The 19,751-nt window shown below is 53.1% G+C and carries 15 protein-coding genes; 10 read left to right on the forward strand and 5 right to left on the reverse strand.

Annotated elements, in window-relative coordinates; all coding sequences use genetic code 11:
- Window positions 1-26 precede the first annotated feature (26 nt).
- Together nadA and R2K28_RS04695 are read right to left on the reverse strand one after the other, a co-directional pair.
- Window positions 27-1,091 (reverse strand): quinolinate synthase NadA, encoded by a 1,065-nt coding sequence (nadA, locus tag R2K28_RS04690; protein ID WP_316368220.1) that lies wholly within the window; start codon window positions 1,089-1,091, stop codon window positions 27-29.
- 15 nt (window positions 1,092-1,106) lie between these two features.
- A complete protein-coding gene (locus R2K28_RS04695; protein WP_316368221.1) occupies window positions 1,107-1,802 on the reverse strand; it encodes an NUDIX hydrolase in 696 nt (231 codons plus the stop codon).
- Between the two features lie 294 nt (window positions 1,803-2,096).
- Between R2K28_RS04695 and R2K28_RS04700 the strand changes: the two genes are divergently transcribed.
- The gene (locus R2K28_RS04700; protein ID WP_316368222.1) at window positions 2,097-2,963 is read left to right on the forward strand and encodes an HDOD domain-containing protein; all 867 of its coding nucleotides are present in this window, start codon (window positions 2,097-2,099) and stop codon (window positions 2,961-2,963) included.
- 12 nt (window positions 2,964-2,975) lie between these two features.
- Window positions 2,976-4,154 carry a diguanylate cyclase gene (locus R2K28_RS04705; RefSeq protein WP_316368223.1) on the forward strand — a complete coding sequence of 393 codons (1,179 nt, stop codon included), beginning with the start codon at window positions 2,976-2,978 and terminating at the stop codon, window positions 4,152-4,154.
- Window positions 4,155-4,195: 41 nt separating this feature from the next.
- On the opposite strand, the gene R2K28_RS04710 is transcribed toward R2K28_RS04705, so the two are convergent.
- Entirely contained in the window at window positions 4,196-5,698 is a 1,503-nt protein-coding gene (locus R2K28_RS04710) for a dynamin family protein (RefSeq protein WP_316368224.1), read from the reverse strand.
- Window positions 5,699-6,131: 433 nt separating this feature from the next.
- Between R2K28_RS04710 and R2K28_RS04715 the strand changes: the two genes are divergently transcribed.
- The 8 genes from R2K28_RS04715 (at window position 6,132) to R2K28_RS04750 (ending at window position 16,542) form a co-directional block, all read left to right on the forward strand.
- Window positions 6,132-6,527: an SCP-2 sterol transfer family protein gene (locus R2K28_RS04715; protein ID WP_316368225.1), complete on the forward strand. Its 396-nt coding sequence runs from the start codon at window positions 6,132-6,134 to the stop codon at window positions 6,525-6,527.
- Between the two features lie 59 nt (window positions 6,528-6,586).
- Window positions 6,587-7,744, forward strand: coding sequence for an efflux RND transporter periplasmic adaptor subunit (locus R2K28_RS04720; protein ID WP_442871422.1), 1,158 nt, complete (start codon window positions 6,587-6,589; stop codon window positions 7,742-7,744).
- A gap of 123 nt (window positions 7,745-7,867) precedes the next feature.
- A complete protein-coding gene (locus R2K28_RS04725; RefSeq protein WP_316368226.1) occupies window positions 7,868-11,965 on the forward strand; it encodes an efflux RND transporter permease subunit in 4,098 nt (1,365 codons plus the stop codon).
- 398 nt (window positions 11,966-12,363) lie between these two features.
- On the forward strand, window positions 12,364-12,984 hold the full coding sequence (locus R2K28_RS04730; protein WP_316368227.1) for a hypothetical protein: 621 nt from the start codon (window positions 12,364-12,366) through the stop codon (window positions 12,982-12,984).
- Between the two features lie 602 nt (window positions 12,985-13,586).
- Window positions 13,587-14,441: a hypothetical protein gene (locus tag R2K28_RS04735; protein WP_316368228.1), complete on the forward strand. Its 855-nt coding sequence runs from the start codon at window positions 13,587-13,589 to the stop codon at window positions 14,439-14,441.
- 95 nt (window positions 14,442-14,536) lie between these two features.
- Window positions 14,537-15,172, forward strand: coding sequence for an AAA family ATPase (locus R2K28_RS04740; RefSeq protein ID WP_316368229.1), 636 nt, complete (start codon window positions 14,537-14,539; stop codon window positions 15,170-15,172).
- 65 nt (window positions 15,173-15,237) lie between these two features.
- The gene (locus R2K28_RS04745; RefSeq protein ID WP_316368230.1) at window positions 15,238-15,816 is read left to right on the forward strand and encodes a DUF302 domain-containing protein; all 579 of its coding nucleotides are present in this window, start codon (window positions 15,238-15,240) and stop codon (window positions 15,814-15,816) included.
- A gap of 204 nt (window positions 15,817-16,020) precedes the next feature.
- The gene (locus tag R2K28_RS04750) at window positions 16,021-16,542 is read left to right on the forward strand and encodes a hypothetical protein (protein WP_442871423.1); all 522 of its coding nucleotides are present in this window, start codon (window positions 16,021-16,023) and stop codon (window positions 16,540-16,542) included.
- A gap of 24 nt (window positions 16,543-16,566) precedes the next feature.
- Here R2K28_RS04750 and R2K28_RS04755 read toward each other — a convergent pair whose 3' ends face one another.
- Entirely contained in the window at window positions 16,567-18,654 is a 2,088-nt protein-coding gene (locus R2K28_RS04755) for an EAL domain-containing response regulator (RefSeq protein ID WP_316368231.1), read from the reverse strand.
- Window positions 18,655-18,683: 29 nt separating this feature from the next.
- Complete coding sequence (gene aroG / locus R2K28_RS04760; protein WP_316368232.1) at window positions 18,684-19,748, reverse strand: 3-deoxy-7-phosphoheptulonate synthase AroG; 1,065 nt, start codon at window positions 19,746-19,748, stop codon at window positions 18,684-18,686.
- Between the last annotated feature and the right edge of the window lie 3 nt (window positions 19,749-19,751).

Raw genomic sequence — 19,751 nt, forward strand, 5'->3', positions numbered from 1 at the left:
CCACTTCCCGCTGGTCTGGCACAGATTCAAGCGTTGCCTTTATCCTTCATTCCAACGCCCTGTTGAGCGGCGAAGTCGAGCATGCGCTGGATCGGAATCACCGCCCGCGCCCTGACCGCCTCATCGATATGGATCTCATTCTCACCTGAGTCGAGGACCTGCTCCAGGTTCTGCAGGGAGTTCATGCCCATCCACGGACAGTGGGCACAACTGACGCAAGTTGCCCCCTCGCCGGCGGTGGGGGCCTCGATGAGCACCTTATCCGGTGCCATCTGCTGCATTTTATAGAATATACCGCCGTCGGTGGCGACGATAAACTCCCTGTTCTCCATCTCCGAAACGGCCTTGATCAAGGCGGTGGTGGAACCGATGACATCGGCCTGCTGAATGACGTTTTCGGGTGATTCCGGATGCACCAATACCGCTGCATCCGGGTGCAGGCGGCGGATTCGCTCCAAGGCCACCGCCTTGAACTCTTCATGCACCACGCATGAACCTGGCCACATCAGCATCTCCACTCCCGTCAGCCGCTGCACGTAGCTGCCCAGATGGCGGTCCGGTCCCCAGAGTATCTTCTTGCCCTGTTCGGCCAGGTGTTGAACGATGGGTAAGGCGATGCCAGAGGTGACCACCCAGTCAGAACGGGCCTTCACTTCAGCACTGGTATTGGCATAGACCACCACGGTATGGTCGGGATGGGCATCGCAGAAGGCAGTGAATTGATCGGCCGGGCAACCCTCGTCCAGGGAGCAGGTGGCCCCAAGATCCGGCATGATGACCCGCTTTTCAGGATTCAGGATTTTTGAAGTTTCGCCCATGAATCTCACGCCGCAGACAACCAGGGTTTGTGCGGATTGAGCGGCACCGAAACGCGCCATCTCCAGAGAATCAGCCACGCAACCGCCACTCTCTTCCGCCAGGGCCTGCAATTCCGCATCGGTGTAATAGTGGGCCACGAGCACCGCATTTTGCTGTTCCAGCTTGCGCCTGATCCTGGCCTTGATGGCCTGCTTTTCCTGATCGCTGAGTGAGGGCCATTGGGGGTGCTCAGGAACGACGATCTTGGGAAGCTTGAGTGATTCGGGTTTCATGGGATTCTGATTTCTCTATTTTATGATTTCGACCTGGGACGGATTGACGACCTGGTAGGTTTTAGCCGGCCGATGATTTCCCAGGCGGGAGTACTCGCCTGTCTCCTTTATGATATTACGGGCAAGTATCCCCTTGCGGAAGTTGCGTTTGTCCAGGTTTTCATCGAGGAGTATCTCATACACGGATTGCAACTGACTGAGGGTGAAATACTCCGGCAGCATTTGAAAAGCGATTGTGGAGTAGCCCAACTTTGACAATAAGCGGGTACGTGCCAATTGGATAATCTTTGCATGATCAAATGCGAGCTGTGGCAACTCGTTCATTGAGAACCAGTCTGCAAGCGCCGCATCGCTGGCGGCCTTAGGGGAGAGGTTGTCGGATTGGCTCAGGGCAAAATAGGTGACGCTGATTACCCGTTCCCGAGGGTCCCGTTGCGGATCACCGAAGGTGTAGAGTTGTTCCAGATAGACGCCCTCGATCCCTGTCTCTTCGTATAGTTCCCGTTTTGCACAGGTCTCAAGGTCTTCATCAATTTCCAGAAATCCACCCGGTAACGCCCACATCCCTTGACAGGGGGGGGTGCCGCGTTGGATCAGCAGTACAGATAGGGTGCGTTGGCGGATGGTGAATAGCACCACATCGGTGGTTACTGCCGGGTGTGGGTAGGCATAACAGTGTTGTCGGGTTTGTGGCATATCGCTATTGGGCATAGATCCTGGATTGGATCAGGCAGATCAGTAAATGATCAATTCAGGCTTAGTGTACCAACTACACATTAGGTTGACCAGCGCTTTCCCCCCTACTCGTATCCGGTATTTATTGGTATGTGCAAGCAGTAAGTCAGCTATGCGGTCTGGTGTGGGTCAGTCTGATATCCAACCCATCCAGATACCTGAAGTGAAGAGATCTACTAACCTATCTCAGGTTACGGGGGGACTAAAGATAGCTATGCAAATGCCGTTAACAACTGAGTGGAAAGCTCTATTTTTTATCAGCAATAGCACATGCACCAATCCAATCAGGCAAAGTACAGGGTACAGAAGCTGCAGTATTTGCCGCCGCTATCAGCGACGGCCACCCGTCTGCTCGCCATGTTGGGCGATGACAGTTTTTCATTGGAAGATCTGGCCCTTGTCATAAATCAGGATCCGGGACTCACGGCAAGGATTCTTGGACTGGCAAATTCAGCCTATTTTGCGCAGCAGAATCCTATTCTCAGCATCGAAGATGCGATTATTCGTGTCCTGGGACTGAATTTGGTGAAGAGCCTGTCGTTCAGTATTGCGGTTACTGGTGCGTTCGAGTCAAGCGGATGTCGTAGCTTCGATTTGCAAGAGTATTGGAATCATTCGCTCTCTATTGCCATGCTGTCACGGCAGATCAGCCTTGCCGTCAGCAGCGAAAGAAAACCGGACGCGGAAGCTGCTTACCTGGCAGGGCTGCTGTTCGATATTGGTGTGCTGATCTTGGTGCATGAGTTTCCCGAGGAATATGCCAGGGTGCTGTTGCAGTCGAAACAGCAACCTGACAGGAGCCGGCTGGAGCTTGAAACAGAGATCATCGGGATAGACCATCGTCAGGCAGGGATGTGGCTTGGCCATCGTTGGCATCTGCCTGAAGTAGTAGTGAATATCATTGCTCAGTCAGTAGATGGGAAGGATGATGCGGACTCTCTTTGTGAAACCCTGTTGGTGGGCGGTGTTGCGGAGTGGGTGAAAACACCACTGCCAACCGAACTGAAGCTGACACAACCACTACCTGGTATGGAACAGAATTGTGGTCTGTCTGAAGAGCAGTTGGAAACTATCAAGGCCGGTTTTATCCACAAGGAAGAGGAGATTCGTGTGCTTGCCAAGCTGTTGGCCAAATAATCGAGGTTTCTAATGGATCTCTCTTTCAATCAGACATCCATGGATTTGCGAGAGCGCTTCTTTAGCCTGCTCGATTCGCTCTCTGCCTTACGTGCACTATCACAAATAAATCTTGATGGTATTAGCGAAGAGGAGTTGATCGAGAAAGCGCTGGATGAGCTGGTACGTTATCAGAACGTTGAGAACTGTTCGGTATTCAGCATTCAAGGGGATAGGTTGATTTGTGTGGCAGGGACCAACCTGGATGAATCCCATGCCTATGTCAGCGGTTCGGAACGGAGGATGCAAATAAGGGAGACCATGCAGTTCAAATCCGGGGAGGGCATTGCGGGGATGGCCTTTAGTTCCGGTCAGCTACAGTATTGTCGAGACTGTTCCCAGAGTGACGACTTTTTAATCAACACCCTATCGGGGGGGGATCTACCCGGTTCCCTGATCAGTGCCCCGATCATGATGGGAAAGCACGTTTTGGGTGTGTTGAACGCATCTCATCCCTTGCCGGAGTATTTCGAACCCTGGCAACAGCATACCTTGAGTCTCTTCTGCAGCTGTCTTGGACAGATCATGTATAACCACAGATTGCTGAATGACCTGGAGTCCGAGGTAGAGCAACGTACCCGTGAGCTGAATGATGCCCTAAACGAAGCGGAAGCCCATCGCAAACGTTATGAGCAGCTGTTGACTATTGATGAATTGACCGGACTGCATAACCGGCGCTACTTTTTCACTGAGGCCGAGGCACTGCTATCCAGAGCTGTGCGCCACGACCAGAGCTGCAGCTTACTCCTGATCGATATGGACTATTTCAAACGCATCAACGATCAGTGGGGGCATCAGGCTGGCGATGATGTTCTGATTGCGATAGCAAAAGTGCTCAAGGAAGAGGCCCGTGGCGGTGATATTCTCGCCAGGGTGGGGGGGGAAGAGTTCGCAGTTATGCTTGCCGAAACCGGGATCGGTGGTGCGGAATTGTTGGCGCAACGTATACAGGAGCGCCTGGCCCAGCTCGATACGGGACGCGACCTGGTGGGTTTGAATTTAACTGCCTGTATCGGTATGACCGCATTGTCTCCTGAATACGATCATGATCTGTCCGTCAGCCAATTGCTGGATCAACTCTACTCAAAGGCGGATCGCGCCATGTACGACTGTAAACGCGAAGGTCATAACAGTCGCAAGCGTTTTCTCTAGCCCCCCAAGACACGAATTGGACCTGTCTCCCAGGCACCCCGTCAAACACTCTCCTCGCTAACCACTGGCGTCTCGCTCGGCGTGGCAGGCTCAGCCGCAAGTAAGGTTTCACTGCCTGACGGGTTGGTGAACTGGTCATTGAGAGTCTGAATATAGGTATCCGTTGACTGCAGGACTTCGCGTAACTCCCGCTTTGATTTGCGGCCCCATCCGGCCGGGTTCTTTCTAAAGATCGAGCGCCAGGGCTTGGTGCTGCGGAGAAAGGCGCCGACTGGATTGCCCTTGATCCCGGCACTGGTCACCTGCCTGCGCAGGCCTTTCAACAGACTGCGGGCTGCAATGGTCCTGACTGCAAAATGGATGACTATCAGGGCAACCGCCAGCAGGCCTGCGATCACCCAAGGTAAAGGGCTGTCGGCACCTGTTTCAAGCCAAGGGGGTGCGAAGGTGAAGCCCTGCCAATATCCCGCATTTATTGAGAATATCAACAGTGCCAGCAGCAGACCGCCCATCAACACAGCATCTCCCACCAGTACCCGTTGTTTCCAGCGACCGAGCGCCGAGCTGACCAAGGGTATGCTGCGCTCCTCAATATCCCGTGCTGTCTTCTCCAGGGCGCCGACAATGCGGTAGGCGCGCTCTATCTCAACCTCTTCCATGCGACTGTGTATCTCTTTCAAGTCGATGTCCCGCTTTGTCTCGTAGCGATTACGCAGGGCCTCATCCTCGATCGGCACCGCTGCATCGGGGTTGTAGACCGCATAGAACCTGCCTGCTGTGAGTCCCCGTTCACCCAATGCACGCTGCCAGGCAGCAATCACGTCTTCGGGATTGTTCTCTCTGGCCGTGGTATCGATCTGATTCAGGATGTAGAGGAACTTACCGGTGTCGTTGCGATGGATAGTGCGTTCGATGAGGTGGCTCAGGGTATCCTGCATGGCACCGGGTTCAGGGTGGCGGGCGTCGAAAAAGACCAGCACCAGATCCGACAGGTCGATGATGTGATCCGTGATGCGCAGGGTGGATGTGCGCTGGGCGTCGGCATCGAACCCCGGAGAGTCGATGAGAATCTTTCCGCGCAACTTCTCACTGGGACAGGTCTTGAGCTGGAGGTAGGCGTCTATACGCTCTCCTTCACCTTTCGCCACTTTTTCGATCTCGTCAGACATCTGATAGAAGGGGAAGCGGGGATCGGAATCGAGGGCCACGCCGGGCAGTGCATGGGCGGTCGCCTCCTTGCTGTAGCAGATGACAGTGAACTTGTCGTCCACCGCCTGATTGCCGGAGCGCTGTAGGGGGGTGCCGATGTAATGGTTGATAAATGTCGACTTTCCGGCGGAGAAGGTGCCGAGGATGGAGATCAGCGGCCACCAGGGTATCTGGGTGGCAAATGAGTTGTCACCCTCCAGCAGCCCGAGCCGGAAGGCGACTGCATCGAGCTGGCGAAAACTCTGCACGGTGCTGAGGAGGATTGGGTTTTCCTGCTCCAGGTGGGTTTCTAGGTGTTGCAGGCGTGCTTCTATGACCTGTCCGGCTGGATGCATGGCTGTCTCGCTCCTCGATTATGCTGGCTTGCAGGTTGGTTATTGTTGCTGCTCTGGTCTGAATTGTGGAATTCAGGTATTCAGGGTTATCTTAATGCCTGCCTCGGTGGTGTACATAGTTTTTTTAACTTGTTGACAGTTTTCAGTGCCCTATTAGGCTGGATTCGCAACGATCCTGAGGATCGAAAAATACAACCATATTTTTTCTGTGTTATTTAAGGCGAAAATAGGCGTTTTGAAGTGCCTTATGTTACTGAAAGTAAAAATAATATTATAATTTGCTGATATTCTTAAATAAATGATTTATAATGGTTTCTGATGAATTTAGTCGGTTGCAATGGTACCCGCCTTCGTAGATACTGGCAGATTCTTAAGTAGGTTTGAATTTCACCTACAACTTAAAAAAATGTAAAGAATTTGTGGAGGTGATGAGATGGCAGAACTGTTTTCTGAGGCGTGGATGAATGATTTTGCAACTCACTGGAATGCAGAACCTGAGTTGGCTGACGCCCTGTCTCAAATAGGCTTCAACAGTGTAATCGGTTACGGATTCGATGGTGAAGATGCCCCGCAAGGGGTGCTCATAGTTGAGAATGGCAAGGCGGCGAGTGGAGAGGCTTACAACGGTCAGACCCTGAACTGGGATATTCGTGCCCCCATGGAACAATGGAATAAATGGATTGCCAAGCCACCCGGCATGATGGGACTTGGCATGGCCTTCACCTCGCGCAAAATGAAATTCGTGGTTGGTGATTATTCGTCCATGATAAAGGATCCGCGTATGGCGGGGCCTTTCATCAAGAGCTTTGCCGTCATGGGGCGTGTCTGACAGGCAGGTCGTAGCGTAATATCCCTTATTAAGTGAATCAACACTGGGTAGTGTGAAATATGGGCTTTAGATCGAAGGCGAAGGTTCTTGTGGCCGGTTGTGTGTTTTCCCTTGTGACAGTAGGTTCCCAGGCACAGCCCAACATGGCCGGTGGTGAACATTTTGTCGTTCAGCAGACACAGGGCGTTCCCAATGTATCGCTAGGTGGCACGGTGGTTCCTTACAAGGAGGTCACCCTTTCCGCACAACTTCCCGGCAGGGTCAATTATCTCGCCGGTATCGAGGGCGATACCTTCAAGGAGAGCGATCAACTGGTGGAGCTGGATGACAGCGAACTGATGGCCAAACGTGAGGCTGCGATGGCCCAATTGGCTAACGCCGATGCCCAGTTGCGCAATGCGGGGGTGCAGTACAATCGTGAACTCTGGTCACCGAAATCGAGATCCGCGATGGGTGGCATGGGAATGCCAAACCTGTTCGATCAAATGTTCACCCGTCCCATGGAGGACGCATTCGGTGAACGGGATCAAGGTGCTGAACGAAGCGCGGACATCTTCTCTTCCCGGACCAATATTCAACAGGCAAGAAATACCATCTATCGGGTGCAGGCCGAGATCCGGGCCATCGACGCCAAACTGCGGGATGCCAAGAGTCTCGCCCCCTTCGACGGGGTGATAATGAAGAAGTTTGTGGAAGTGGGTGATACCGTACAGCCTGGCCAGCCGCTGTTGAAATATGCGGATGTGGAGTATCTGCAGATTGTGGTGGATGTCCCGGGACGGCTGCGGCCCGGTCTCAACGAAGGCATGATGCTGCGGGCGGAGCTCGATGTGGGAGACCGTGAAGTACCGGTTAGAGTTGCCCAGATCTTTCCCATGGCCGATGCTCAAAGACACACCGTGACCATCAAATTCGATCTGCCTCAGGGAGTCTCTGCTCCGGGCATGTATGCCAAGGTTTTGGTACCCGACTTCAATGCGCCGGCCCGCTCCAATCCGGTCATACCGGTCAGTGCGATACGCTACAATGGCAGCCTTCCCGGCGTCTATGTAGTGGGAGAGGATGGCAAGCCGATGCTGAGACTGATTCGGGTGGGTGAAAAACTTCAGGGTGGGGAATTCAGCACTGTATTGTCGGGGCTGCAAGCAGGTGAGCGGGTAATGCGTAATCCGCCGCTGGGGATTAGCGCCGGCTGGACCTCCTCCCAGGGCCAGTAGCAGCGGAGGTCATGAGGGATTTCCCGATTTTCACGGAAGAACAAAACACTCTCTCTACAATATGAACAAAGCGGGTTAGGTCTGTGGCAAGGCCTGCCTTATATCAATGCTTCGAGATAAAATATGAGCCAGAACGACGATAAACTCGATCAGCTCCACTCCACGGATCCCAACTACGAGGCGCATCTGGGGATCGCGGGCAGAACCGCCAGATTCTTTATCCAGTCTCCGCTCTCGCCGCTGTTTTTCCTCGCCATGATGTTGATGGGGCTGTTGGGCCTTATCATCACCCCGCGCCAGGAGGATCCTCAGATCTCGGTGCCGATGGTGGATATCTTTGTCCAATATCCAGGTGCGGCTGCGGACCAGGTTGCCGCCTTGGCCATAGAACCCCTGGAACGCATCATGTCGGAGATTCCCGACGTGAAGCATGTCTACTCCGCCTCTCAACGGGGTGGTGGCGTGGTCACCATCGAGTTCGAGGTGGGCGAAGAGATGGGGCCCTCGCTGGTCAAGGTCAACGATAAGATCGATTCCAACATGGATCTGATCCCCCCCGGTGTGATGCCGCCACTGGTAAAGGCCAAGGGTATCGACGACGTACCGGTGGTGACATTGACCCTCTGGTCCAAGGACCTGGATCGGGATGGGGCACCCGACGTGGACGATGGGCAGTTGCGGATGTTGGGCCACGATGTACTGCAGGCCTTGAAGGAGTTGCCCGATACAGGGAACGGATTCGTCGTCGGCGGCCGGCGGGAACAGGTCACGATCGAAGTATTCCCGGAGCGATTGGCTGGTTACGGCATCAGTCTGGATCAGGTGGCGAATACCATCCACGAATCCAATGCTGAAAAGCAAGCCGGTGGTGTGGAGGCGGGTAGCACCTACTCCAATGTGGTTACCGGCGCCTTTTTAAAGACCATCGAGGATATCAATCGTCTAAGGGTAGGTACGCATAACGGAACGGCTGTCTATGTGCACGACATCGCGCGGGTCAAACAGGGGCCGGAGGATGCCAAACATTTGGTGGGCTTCTATACCGGTGCGGCCAGCGATCTCGATATCAAGGCCGACGGTGTGCCTGCGATTACCCTGGCAATCGCCAAAAAAGAGGGCTCCAACGGGGTAACCGTGGCGAATGCCATCAAGGAGCGGGTGGAACATATCAAGGGATCGCTGATACCGGACAATGTGGAAGTCAGCGTTACCCGCAACTACGGTAAAACCGCCGACGACAAGGTCACCGAATTGATCTTTAAACTGTTTGTCGCGACCGGTTTTGTGTTCCTGTTGGTACTGGGCGCATTCCGTGCATTCCGGCCGGCCATCGTGGTGGTGCTGGTTATCCCGGTGGTACTGCTGATGACCATATTCAGCGCCTGGGTCATGGGCTACACCATAGACCGGGTCAGTCTGTTTGCGTTGATCTTCTCCATCGGTATTCTGGTGGATGATGCCATAGTGGTGGTGGAGAATATCTATCGACGCTGGTTGGAGGAGAAATCCACCGATGTGGTTACAGCGGTGGATGCGGTCAGAGAGGTGGGCAATCCAACCATTCTGGCGACCTTCACCGTGATTGCCGCGCTGCTGCCCATGGGATTCGTCAGTGGCATGATGGGGCCCTATATGGAGCCGATTCCCGCCCTCGGCTCCGTGGCAATGCTGATCTCCCTGTTTGCCGCATTCGTGTTTACCCCCTACCTGACGGTGTCTCACTGGCTAAGGCCGAGCATGCGTTACCTGGAGGTGGCCGGGGAGCGGGAACACAAGGAGGCGGAGTGGCTGGAGCGGCTGTTTAAAGGCATTCTGATGCCGATGATCGAGTCACCCCGCAAGGCAAAGCTGTTCAAGCTGATCATGTGGGGAACCTTCCTCGTCACCTGCTCCTTCTTCTATTTCAAATGGGTGGCGGTGAAGATGCTGCCACTGGACAACAAGCCGGAATATTCGGTGGTGGTGGATATGCCGGAGGGGACCGCGCTGCCGGTGACCGCCAACCTGGCCCATCGCATGGCGGAGAAGATCCGTGTCATGCCGGAGGTTACCGCGGTTCAGGTCTATGCGGGTACCGCCCGGCCATTCGATTTCAATGGCATGGTTCGCCACTACTATCTGCGCTCCGATCCCTGGCAGGCGGAGGTCCAGGTGCAGCTCCTGGACAAGACCGAACGTGATCGCACCAGTCACGAAATCGCGGTGGAAACCCGACACATGCTGGGTGAGCTCATCAAGGGCAGCGGCGCAAAGATCGCTGTGGTGGAGATGCCCCCCGGTCCCCCGGTACTGCAATCGGTGGTTGCCGAAGTACATGGACCGAGTCCTGAAGTCAGGCGCCAGGTGGTTCAGGACCTGACCGATATTTTCCAGCAGACGGAGAGTCTGCGCGATGTGGACAACTACATGCGCGATCCCTATCAATACTGGCGCTTTACCGTTGACACGGAAAAGTCGGTACGCCGGGGTATCTCCGTGGATACGATCAACCGAAATCTCGGTATGGCCCTAGGTGGTTCGCCCCTGGGCGATGTCAAGCAGCGGGCCGGTCATGAACCGATCAACATCATGATGCAGGTGCCCCTGGCCGAGCGATCCGAAGTCACTCGCCTGGGGGATCTGCCCATCCACTCCAGCAGTGGTATCACCGTGCCCCTGCGTGAGCTCGGTCGATTCGAGCAGGTATTGGAGGATCCGATCATCTACCATAAGGACCTGCGGGATGTGGAGTACGTGGTAGCTGAAGTGGGAGGTAAGCTGGCGGCCCCGGTATATGGCATGTTGCAGGTACAGGATCTGCTAGCTGAGCAAGAGTACAAAGCGCCAGATAATGTTGCCATCGAACCTGACTGGCTGGGTCCGCCCCAAAACGACTCCCAAACCGGTATCGAATGGGCGGGTGAATGGACGGTGACCTTTGAGACCTTCCGCGATATGGGCGCAGCCTTTGCCGTGGCCCTGGTATTGATCTATATCCTGGTTGTGTGGGAGTTCGGTAACTTCCGTATTCCGGCGCTGATCATGGCCCCCATTCCACTGACCCTGCTGGGTATAATTCCTGCCCATTTCATCTTTTTCCAGGCCGGCTGGGGCGGTGAATTCACCGCCACATCGATGATAGGTTGGATCGCCTTGGCAGGTATCATCGTGCGTAATTCCATTCTGCTGGTGGATTTCTCCATCCATCAGGTACAGCAGGGCACCTCCGTGGTCGACGCTGTTATCATGGCCTGTAAGACCCGTACCCGACCTATCATGATTACCGCCTTCGCCCTGGTGTGTGGTTCCTCGGTAATCTTTTTCGATCCGATCTTCCAGGGCATGGCCATCTCCCTGGCCTCCGGTGTGATGGTCTCCACTGTGCTGACATTGATCGTAATACCTTTAGGTTGCATAGCCGCCAGTAAGGACATTATGGAAGTGGCCGCCACTACTGCACCGGTAGGTAGCAGTCTGGATGTTGATAGTGAACTGACATCTGAAGACTCAATTGCGGCTGTTGCCACTTCTCAGCCAGCTGTTGAGGTCAAGTCCGAGGTTGAGACGAAACCCTCCTTGCTTGGAAATATCTGGCAAAGGGTGATTGCCATCATCACTACGTTTTTCTATCTGATCAGGGGCATATTCCTGTTGCTCGGGCAATGGTTAAAAGGAGTGTTTGGTAAAGGCAAGTCTGCACGGCTTGGGCATGCCGAGAGGAGCGATAAGTCTGGGGGTGGTACAACAGGTGGTTCAGGTGGCAGTGGTGAAGCAACGACATCACCAGCAGTGTCTCCTGCTGCCGAGGTTGAAAAGGTACCCGTTGCTGCCGCACCGGCGGCCAGGGCTAAAACCAGGAGCAAAGGTCCCGCAAGAAAAAAAGTAGCTGCATCCTCAAAGCCTTCGCAAGCAAGATCTGAGGGCAGCTCAGCCAAGCATGAGAAACCTGAAAAGCTGATCACTAAAGCCAACCCGGCAGGGGGGCAACGAGCGACGGTTAAGAAAAAACAGGTTAAATCCGTTTCAAACAAGCAGGCAACCGGTGGCGCAAAACAGAGGAAGCGTCCATCGACCTTGAAAAAACAGGCAGCAAAGAAGAAGACGGCTGCCTTGAAGAGTAAGGGTAATGGTTCACCTGCATCTGTTACTGAGCAATCAAAGACGGCGCCAAAGCCTGTCTCCAACGTGACGGAATTTCCGATACGTAAAAGAGCCGCCAGAAGAGGGATCAGGCTGAAGTAGTTTAGGGCCTGTTAACACTAATCCAATGCACTCTGCTGGGACTGTTTTTGCGCCCAGCAAGGCAGAATGAGCGTGATGTAGCCCGGCTACATGAGCGAATGATAACGCCGCTGGGTGGAAAAACAGCCCCAGCCCTTCGGGTTGCGCCTGAAAAAGCGCCACTCAGCGTTGCTCGTCGTTCATTTGGAGTGACCAAACTTCTCTCCTCGCGCCTTGATTGGCGTTTTTTCAGGCACAACAGAGTGCATTGGATTAGTGTTAACAGGCCCTAGGAACTGTTAATCCGGTTTCCTAGTCCATAAGGTTAAACCCAGGCGTTTTGCTGCCGATTACCAGTCAGTGAGATTCTGGTTCTGTCCCCATGGTCTATACTCATCTAGGCAATTTGGAGTGGTAGTTTGCGTATCGATGCATTGCTGTGGTTGATCTCTCTTGCATGTCTGGTTGGTCTTGGTGATGTCCTGGCAAGGGAGCCCTATGCCGACTTCAAGTTCCGTAGCACATCGCAAACAGGATTTGTTTTCCAGCAAGAAAGTTATCGCTGGCGACCCCTGAATGATGAGGATGATCAACTGCATGTTGATTCACCGGCTGAATCATTCAATGAGCAGCAGCAATACCGGCAGTCCCTCTATCCCTCTTCGGTCGTTGATTATGCCGAGACACCGCCAGGTTTTCCTCGTGGCGTCTATCGCCCAGTAGAAGAGAGACATACCATTACTCCACACAAGGACGGGTATCGTTTCCGCACCCTGACGCCAAAAGATCAACTGCGTATAAAGCGCCGCAATGAAGAGTACAAGCAATACCAACGGCCGCCTGGAAATGAAAGCCGCATGTTCCTCTCGACCGATAGCTACGGCCTTACTGAACCCAGGCGTCAGAAGACGTATAAGTTCCGCCCTGACAAGCGATTGGATAAGAAACAGGGTGGTGGGAATTGGGGCCCTAGAGATGTATTTCCATACAATCCAGCATTTACTGATGCCTATCAAACGCCCATGTTTCGTCCCGAATAGGGGGTTCCTGGCTGCTGCAGTTGGTCTACATCCCCCAAAACCAATCGACTTCTGACAAAAACAGTACTGTGATGGTTTTGTATAGGGCTGTTTACCGCTAAACTGTGCTTTAATCTGGCATAGTTCGAGGGAGTTGCCATCATAACGATGTGGGATCCTTCGTAGTGCCGTATAAAATAACGACAAATTAAATTTTTGGGTTGTGTCGGGTCTAGATCCCTTCATGACTAGATGGTGGATCAAGCTAACAGGTAATCCAGATGAGAAACACGACGTATGCACTGCTGATTTCCGGGTTATTCTCCGTCATGCTGATGCCTTCCAGCTCTGCTATGGAGGGTGCTTCCAATCCTGCCGCTAGTCAGTGGCGGCCGCTCCCTGCTCCGGGCACTCAGATGATTGAGTGGGGAAAAAACACTCGCCAATCTCAACAGAAGTTGCGGCACGACCAATGGGCGGGGGGCAACAACTATCCGCAGCATGGACGGAACGCGTATCGCTTCAGGCCCTGGAAGGGACAGCGCAATAGGCTCTCTGCTCAAAAGATTCCTGAGACAAGCGCACCTTACACTAGGCCCGCTAACGGGTCTTTGGCAACGCCGATGCCTCGCAACGGATATCAGTGGCCACAGCGTGTCGCCACGCCTGATCAAGCCTATTGGCGGCACTCGACCCATGCGGCCTCTTCCGGATATCCGGGTTACGGCGCTAACAATCGGTATAGGTTCAGACCCATGGATCGTCAGTCGCTGAGGGGTGCTCCAGCAAGATGGACCTATAGGCCGGCACAAATCGAAATTCCAAACCACTATGTCTATCGCCCGCTCAAAGTCAACCCTGGCAGGCATTCCGCGCCTAGGCAGCGAGTTCGCATGCCCGCTACACCGGTCGCGCAGCCTTACGGAGTCAAGCAATGGGATCCTATGCGTTATGGCTACAATCCTATGCGCACCAGCATGCCCTATTTTGCGCCACCATCCCATGACCCCTATCGCCAGGTTCGCAGCTACAACCGCTATGCGGCGTTTCGACCAAGCGACAGATACTATGCCAACAGACTTGACAACGGATACCCAAGCCCCAGGGGCTACTCCAGTCCCCGATACACAGGCTACACGCCCTTCGGCAGGCATCGCTTTCGGCCAATGAATCGGCCCGCATCCGGCAGGCATCCCTATCCTGGCCAGCCGGCCTGGCTCGCCGCCAACCCTTATTCGGCGCCAAACTACTCATGGCGGCCGTCGGCTAGATCCTATCCCTACGGCATGGCTCCCGCTTGGCAACCACAAACGGGAATGCCCTATCCTGGTATGCAGCAGGCAATGCATCGACCCAGCATGCCAAATCCATACGGGGTCAACTGGTATGATGGCCGGGCGGATGGTGAAGGGGCCTGGTATAAGCTGGCAAGGCAACAGGAGTGGCCAAGGGTTTCTCAATATTCACCAATGGACTGATGTTGCAGAGAAGCTGACGACAGAGAATAGAAGCGCGCCGCGTAATCCTGGATACCGGGCGTAAGCTTCAACGAGAACATAACAAAGGGGAGTGTATGATCACAGTTATCGGTAGTCTGAAAGGAGGGTCCGGTAAGAGTACGGTGACCTTCAATCTGGCTGTCTGGTTGGAAATGGCGGAGGCTGAAGTACTGGTCATTGATGCCGATCCGCAGGCGACATTGAGTGATGTATCAGAGGTGCGTTCGGAAGAGGGTTATGAACCCTATCTGAAAATCAAGGATGCCTCTGCGTTGTCCAGGAAGAAACTCGCAGGTTATGATGAAGTGTTGATTGACGTCGGAACTTCCGATATCGATTCAATGAAGTTGGCATTGGCCCTGGCGGACCGGGTGATAATTCCAGTACCACCTTCGCAGGCTGATATCTGGTCAACCCAGCGTTTCATCAATTTTCTCGATGAGGCAGTGGGTGGTGACCGCCCTGAATTGCTGGCATTCATCAACCGGGCCGATACCCACCATGCGATCAGAGAGTCCGATGAAGCTGCCGCCGCCCTGGTCTCTCTGCCGGATGTGGATTTTATAAAATACCGTCTCTGCCAAAGAACGGTCTTTCGTCGATCCTTCAGTGAGGGTCTCGCTGTTTATGAATTGGATCCGAGAGGAAAAGGCAGTAAAGAGTTTTACGCACTGACAGCTGCGTTGTATCCCAACTACATCAATCATTAAGCAGGGCATTAATATCTGATTCGATTTGGGATACTTACCTATTTGGTTGTTCATTGGAGAGAGAGATGGGGATGATAAGAAATCTTTTTGCCCTGATTGGGTTGCTGGTAGTCATCGGATTGGCCGCCACCTATTTTAAATACAGCAAGGCGTTGGAAGCCTTTGATCCTGGTGCCGGCCCCATGTTCTTGGAGTTTGCCCAGGCCACCTTGTCCACCGGCAGTGTGGCTGAGGCGAGTATCTGGAAGATTCCAGTGGAGGAGGGACTCACCTGGGAGGAAGTGGAAGAGACCATGAAGTTCGTCGCCAATGAACACAACATGTCGAATGTGGGTGAACTCCCCCTGTCCAAGGACATCGAGGCCAAGATGGGGTCGGAATATCGATTTGTAAAGATTTATCTTTTCTGTAACTCATTGATTGCAGGCGAGATGCTCGATTATTCCGATGCCTATTCCGCCTATCTGCCCTGCCGCATCACCTTGATCGAGGACCTCCAGGGAAATCTCTGGCTGACGGCGCTGAATATGGACATGATGATCTATGGCGGGAATCCGCTGCCAGCCGAACTCAAGGAGGCTGCCCTACAGGTCAAGGAGCAAATTCTGGATATCATGAATCGGGGTGCGACAGGAGAGTTCTGATTCCCATGGGTTATGGTGTGGTATGATAACTAATTGTCATACTTACAAAAAAACCGGGTCGTGCCCGGTTTTTTTGTGCCTGAATACGTCAGTTTGGTATAAATTCTATTCGTGTATCAATAGACTTTGATTGTGATAAACCGTTGCTATGCTAATATTTCGTAATAATCAGAATTAGATAATTACTATTAGGTCGGGAAAAGCATGCTTGAGAAAAACGACCAGGATCCCCAAAATGACCGGGTGGAAGAGGGCGTCTCCGAGACTGACAGCAGAAGCAGTCAGGACTCGATGGATCGCCTGTCAATGGCGTTTGAGACCAGCGCGCGGCGTTGGGAGTTGATCGTCTATCCCTCTCTTTTCGCCTTCATATTATTGGCGGCGTATGGCTTCTATCTGGTCTTCAGTCTCGCTAAGGATATCCATTTTCTTGCCCTTAGCGTCGATTCCAATATGAACATCATGTCGAGTAATCTGATGACCATGACTGACAGTGTCGGTCAACTCTCAGCCAATGTACGTACCATGGCGGTGAGTGTGGAATCGATGGCCCAGGATGTCAGAACCCTGGAACCCATGCTCACCAGTATGGATTCCATGGAAGAGTCGATCAAGACCATGACCCATGCCACCTATAATATCCAAAGGGATATGAGCTCCATGAACTACAATATTCATGATGCCTCCCGACCGATGACCTTTTGGAACTCCTTCATGCCTTGGTAATCCCATCCGGGAAGAGGCGCGAACTCAATCCGTGTGGAAATCGTAGTCTATGGAATCTGATGGTTCCTGTATAAAATAACCACGAATGTAGTTGACACCGATTGACCAGAGGATGGCCAGGCTGCTGGCATCTTCCACACCTGATGCGATGGTCTTGATGTTTTGTTCCTGAATCACTTCATTGAGATGGTTCAAGCTATCCTGTTTGTCCTGGTTTTCAAATAGATCAGAGAGGAAAGAGCTGTGAAATTGTATGAAATCCAGGGGAAAACTGCTGAGAATGGCCTCAGGTTTCTTGGCTAAGCCAAAATGGCCTAAACAGGTTTTACATTTTATCTTTTTCAATCCTTCTGCCAGCTTCTGCAATTGATGTAGATGTGCTCGCGCATCATTGTCATCAAACTGAAAGGTGACCCATGAGCCTTTGGCTTCATAATCGCGCAGGCAATCGCAAATAAAGAGCAACAGGGTATCGTCTTCCAATGTCGCACCGGAAACGCTGATCAGGAAGTTGATCTTTTTACCCTGTTTCCGCTGTGTGGCGAGTTCGTCGATGGCATGGCGTATGACCCAGCGATCCAGTTCTGGCATTCTATTCAGCGCATCCACCTGACTGAGAAAATGCTCAGGTTGTATCTCCTCCCGGCTCTCGTCAATCAGACGAACCGTGACCGCATAATTCTCCCTGGTATCGCCATGCAGGCTGACAATGGGTTGAAATGCCAATTGAAACTGATCGTTTTCGAAGGCATAACGAATCAGGTTGCTCAGGTTGGCCTCGCTGGCGGTTGCTTGCGAATCTTCCGGTAACCGGGTATCGGTGACGTAGAAATCATTGCCGCCATCGGAGCGGGCATGATCGCATGCATGGTAGGCTTGAGTGATAAAATCGTGACCGCTGAGAACATCGTCGGATGAGAACACCACGCCGATGCTGCAGGTGGGTTGTATATCGCTGCCGTTATCCTCAAAGTTGTTGGAAGCTATCAGGTTGCAGATTTCACGGGCCTTGTCTTCAGTGGCCGTCATCTCCTGTGTTGCGCTGAGGATGGTGAAGGTATGATCGCCAAAGCGCGCAAGAGTATCCTCTTTTGTGACATTTTTACGCAGTTCGGCGGCAATCTGCAGCAATAGTCCATCACTCGTTTTGATGCCTGTTTTGCTGCGGATGTCAGTGAAATTATCCAGGGTAATGTAGAAAAGTGTCTGTGGATTCTGACCGCGATCGAAGTGGTGTTTAGCCTCTTCATCCAGTTGGCCAATGAAATATTGACGGTTGTATAGACCGGTCTGTACGTCCTGGGTGCTGAGCAGACGCAGCTTTTCCTCGACCTCCCGGGAGATCGATTGATCGCGGATGATGACCTGTGTGCATGATTCGCCATCGATACTGGCGGGTGTGAAATGGAGTTCCGCACTGAACTCGCTACCGTTGTCGCGAACACAGGTGGTTTTCATCTCGCTTGAATGCTCGGTATCGGCACTCAGTTTACGCAATAATTTTTTGAAAGGCTGATGCTCGTTCGATGCAATCATATCCAGGATGGGGAGACCCTCTATCTCATCCTCTCCTGCAAGCCCGAACAGCTCCAGATAGGCGCGGTTGGCAGTGACATGCATACCTTCATGTACATATGCGATGGCATCTCGGGAGCTTTCCGTGAGCGTATCACAACGCTCCTCCGCCTCCTCAAGTTGTCGCTCCAAGCGCTGTAGTCGGCGCACGGCACTGAGGTGTTTGTGTTCACGCAGTATTACCTGTACCAGATGCGGGTGATTCTTACGTTGTACCAGGTCTGTAATACCCTGTTTCATCAACTCGAGTTGCATCTCCTCATTCGGCATGTCACTGATTGCTATGACCGGAATGATAGGGTTGATGGCGCCAATGAGTGCGAATAGTTGTGTGGTATCCAGCGCTTCGTTATCGATTGTGTAGATCAGCAGGTCGAGGGATTTTTTCTCTTTCAGGGCAGAGCCCAGCTGATCGGCATCATGTTCGATTCGAGTGGCATGGGCTGGATTGCCATTGTTCCGCAAAGCATCAAGACAGGCCTCAACCTCCGGTGTCGTACTACCTAATACCAATAACTCAATTGCTTCTTCAGGCATCTGGAATCATCCTGTTTCTCTTCATGACATCAAGCCGCATCGACGAATTTACGTCGTTGTCGTACGGCATCGGCCAAGGTTTCCAATAGTGGTTCGCTGTCATCCCAACTGATACAGGCATCCGTAATACTCTGACCATAGGTTAAGGTTTCTCCCTCTATTCTGTCCTGTCTTCCCTCGACCAGGAAGCTTTCAATCATGGCCCCCATGATGCGCTGGTCTCCCCGCGCGATCTGACTGGCTATATCACGCCCCACCAGCAGCTGTCGGGGATGTTGCTTGCGGCTGTTGGCATGGCTGAAATCGACCATCAATCTGGGTTTCAGGCCATTGCCTTCCATCTCTTCGGCCGCGATGTTGATGCTTTCCGAGTCATAGTTGGGACGGGTGCCGCCTCTGAGAATGATGTGACAGTCCTGATTGCCGTGAGTGGAGAAGATAGCAGACCTGCCCTCCTTGGTGACAGAAAGAAAGTGGTGGGGGCGGGAAGATGAGCGGATCGCATCGAGTGCAACCCGCATACTGCCATTGGTTGCATTTTTGAAGCCTACCGGGCAGGAGAGGCCTGAGGCGAGTTCCCGATGGGCCTGACTTTCGGTGGTACGTGCCCCGATTGCTCCCCAGCTGATCAGGTCGGCGATATATTGTGGGCTGATCAAGTCCAGGTATTCGGTGCCGGCTGGAATGCCAAGATTATTCAGGTCCAGGAGTAATTTTCTTGCCAAACGCAAGCCTGTGTTGATTTCGAATCTGTCATCAAGTGTCGGATCGTTGATCAGCCCCTTCCAGCCAACAGTGGTGCGGGGTTTTTCGAAATAGACGCGCATCACAACTTCAAGCTCGGTCTTGAGCCGCTCGCGCACCGGTTGCAGGCGCTGGGCATACTCCATGGCGGCATTGGGATCATGTACTGAACAGGGACCAATAATGACCAGTAGCCGGTCATCCTTATCATGCAGAATCTGGTGTATCCGTTGTCGTGCCTTATACACGGTATCGGCTGCCTTATCTGTGATAGGTAGCTCCTGATGAACCTGAGCAGGAGGGCTCAGCTCTTTGATTGCCTTGATGCGAAGATCGTCAGTCTGTTTCATGCG

The sequence above is a fragment of the Candidatus Thiodiazotropha sp. CDECU1 genome, from assembly GCF_963455295.1.
GTDB lineage: Bacteria > Pseudomonadota > Gammaproteobacteria > Chromatiales > Chromatiaceae > Thiodiazotropha.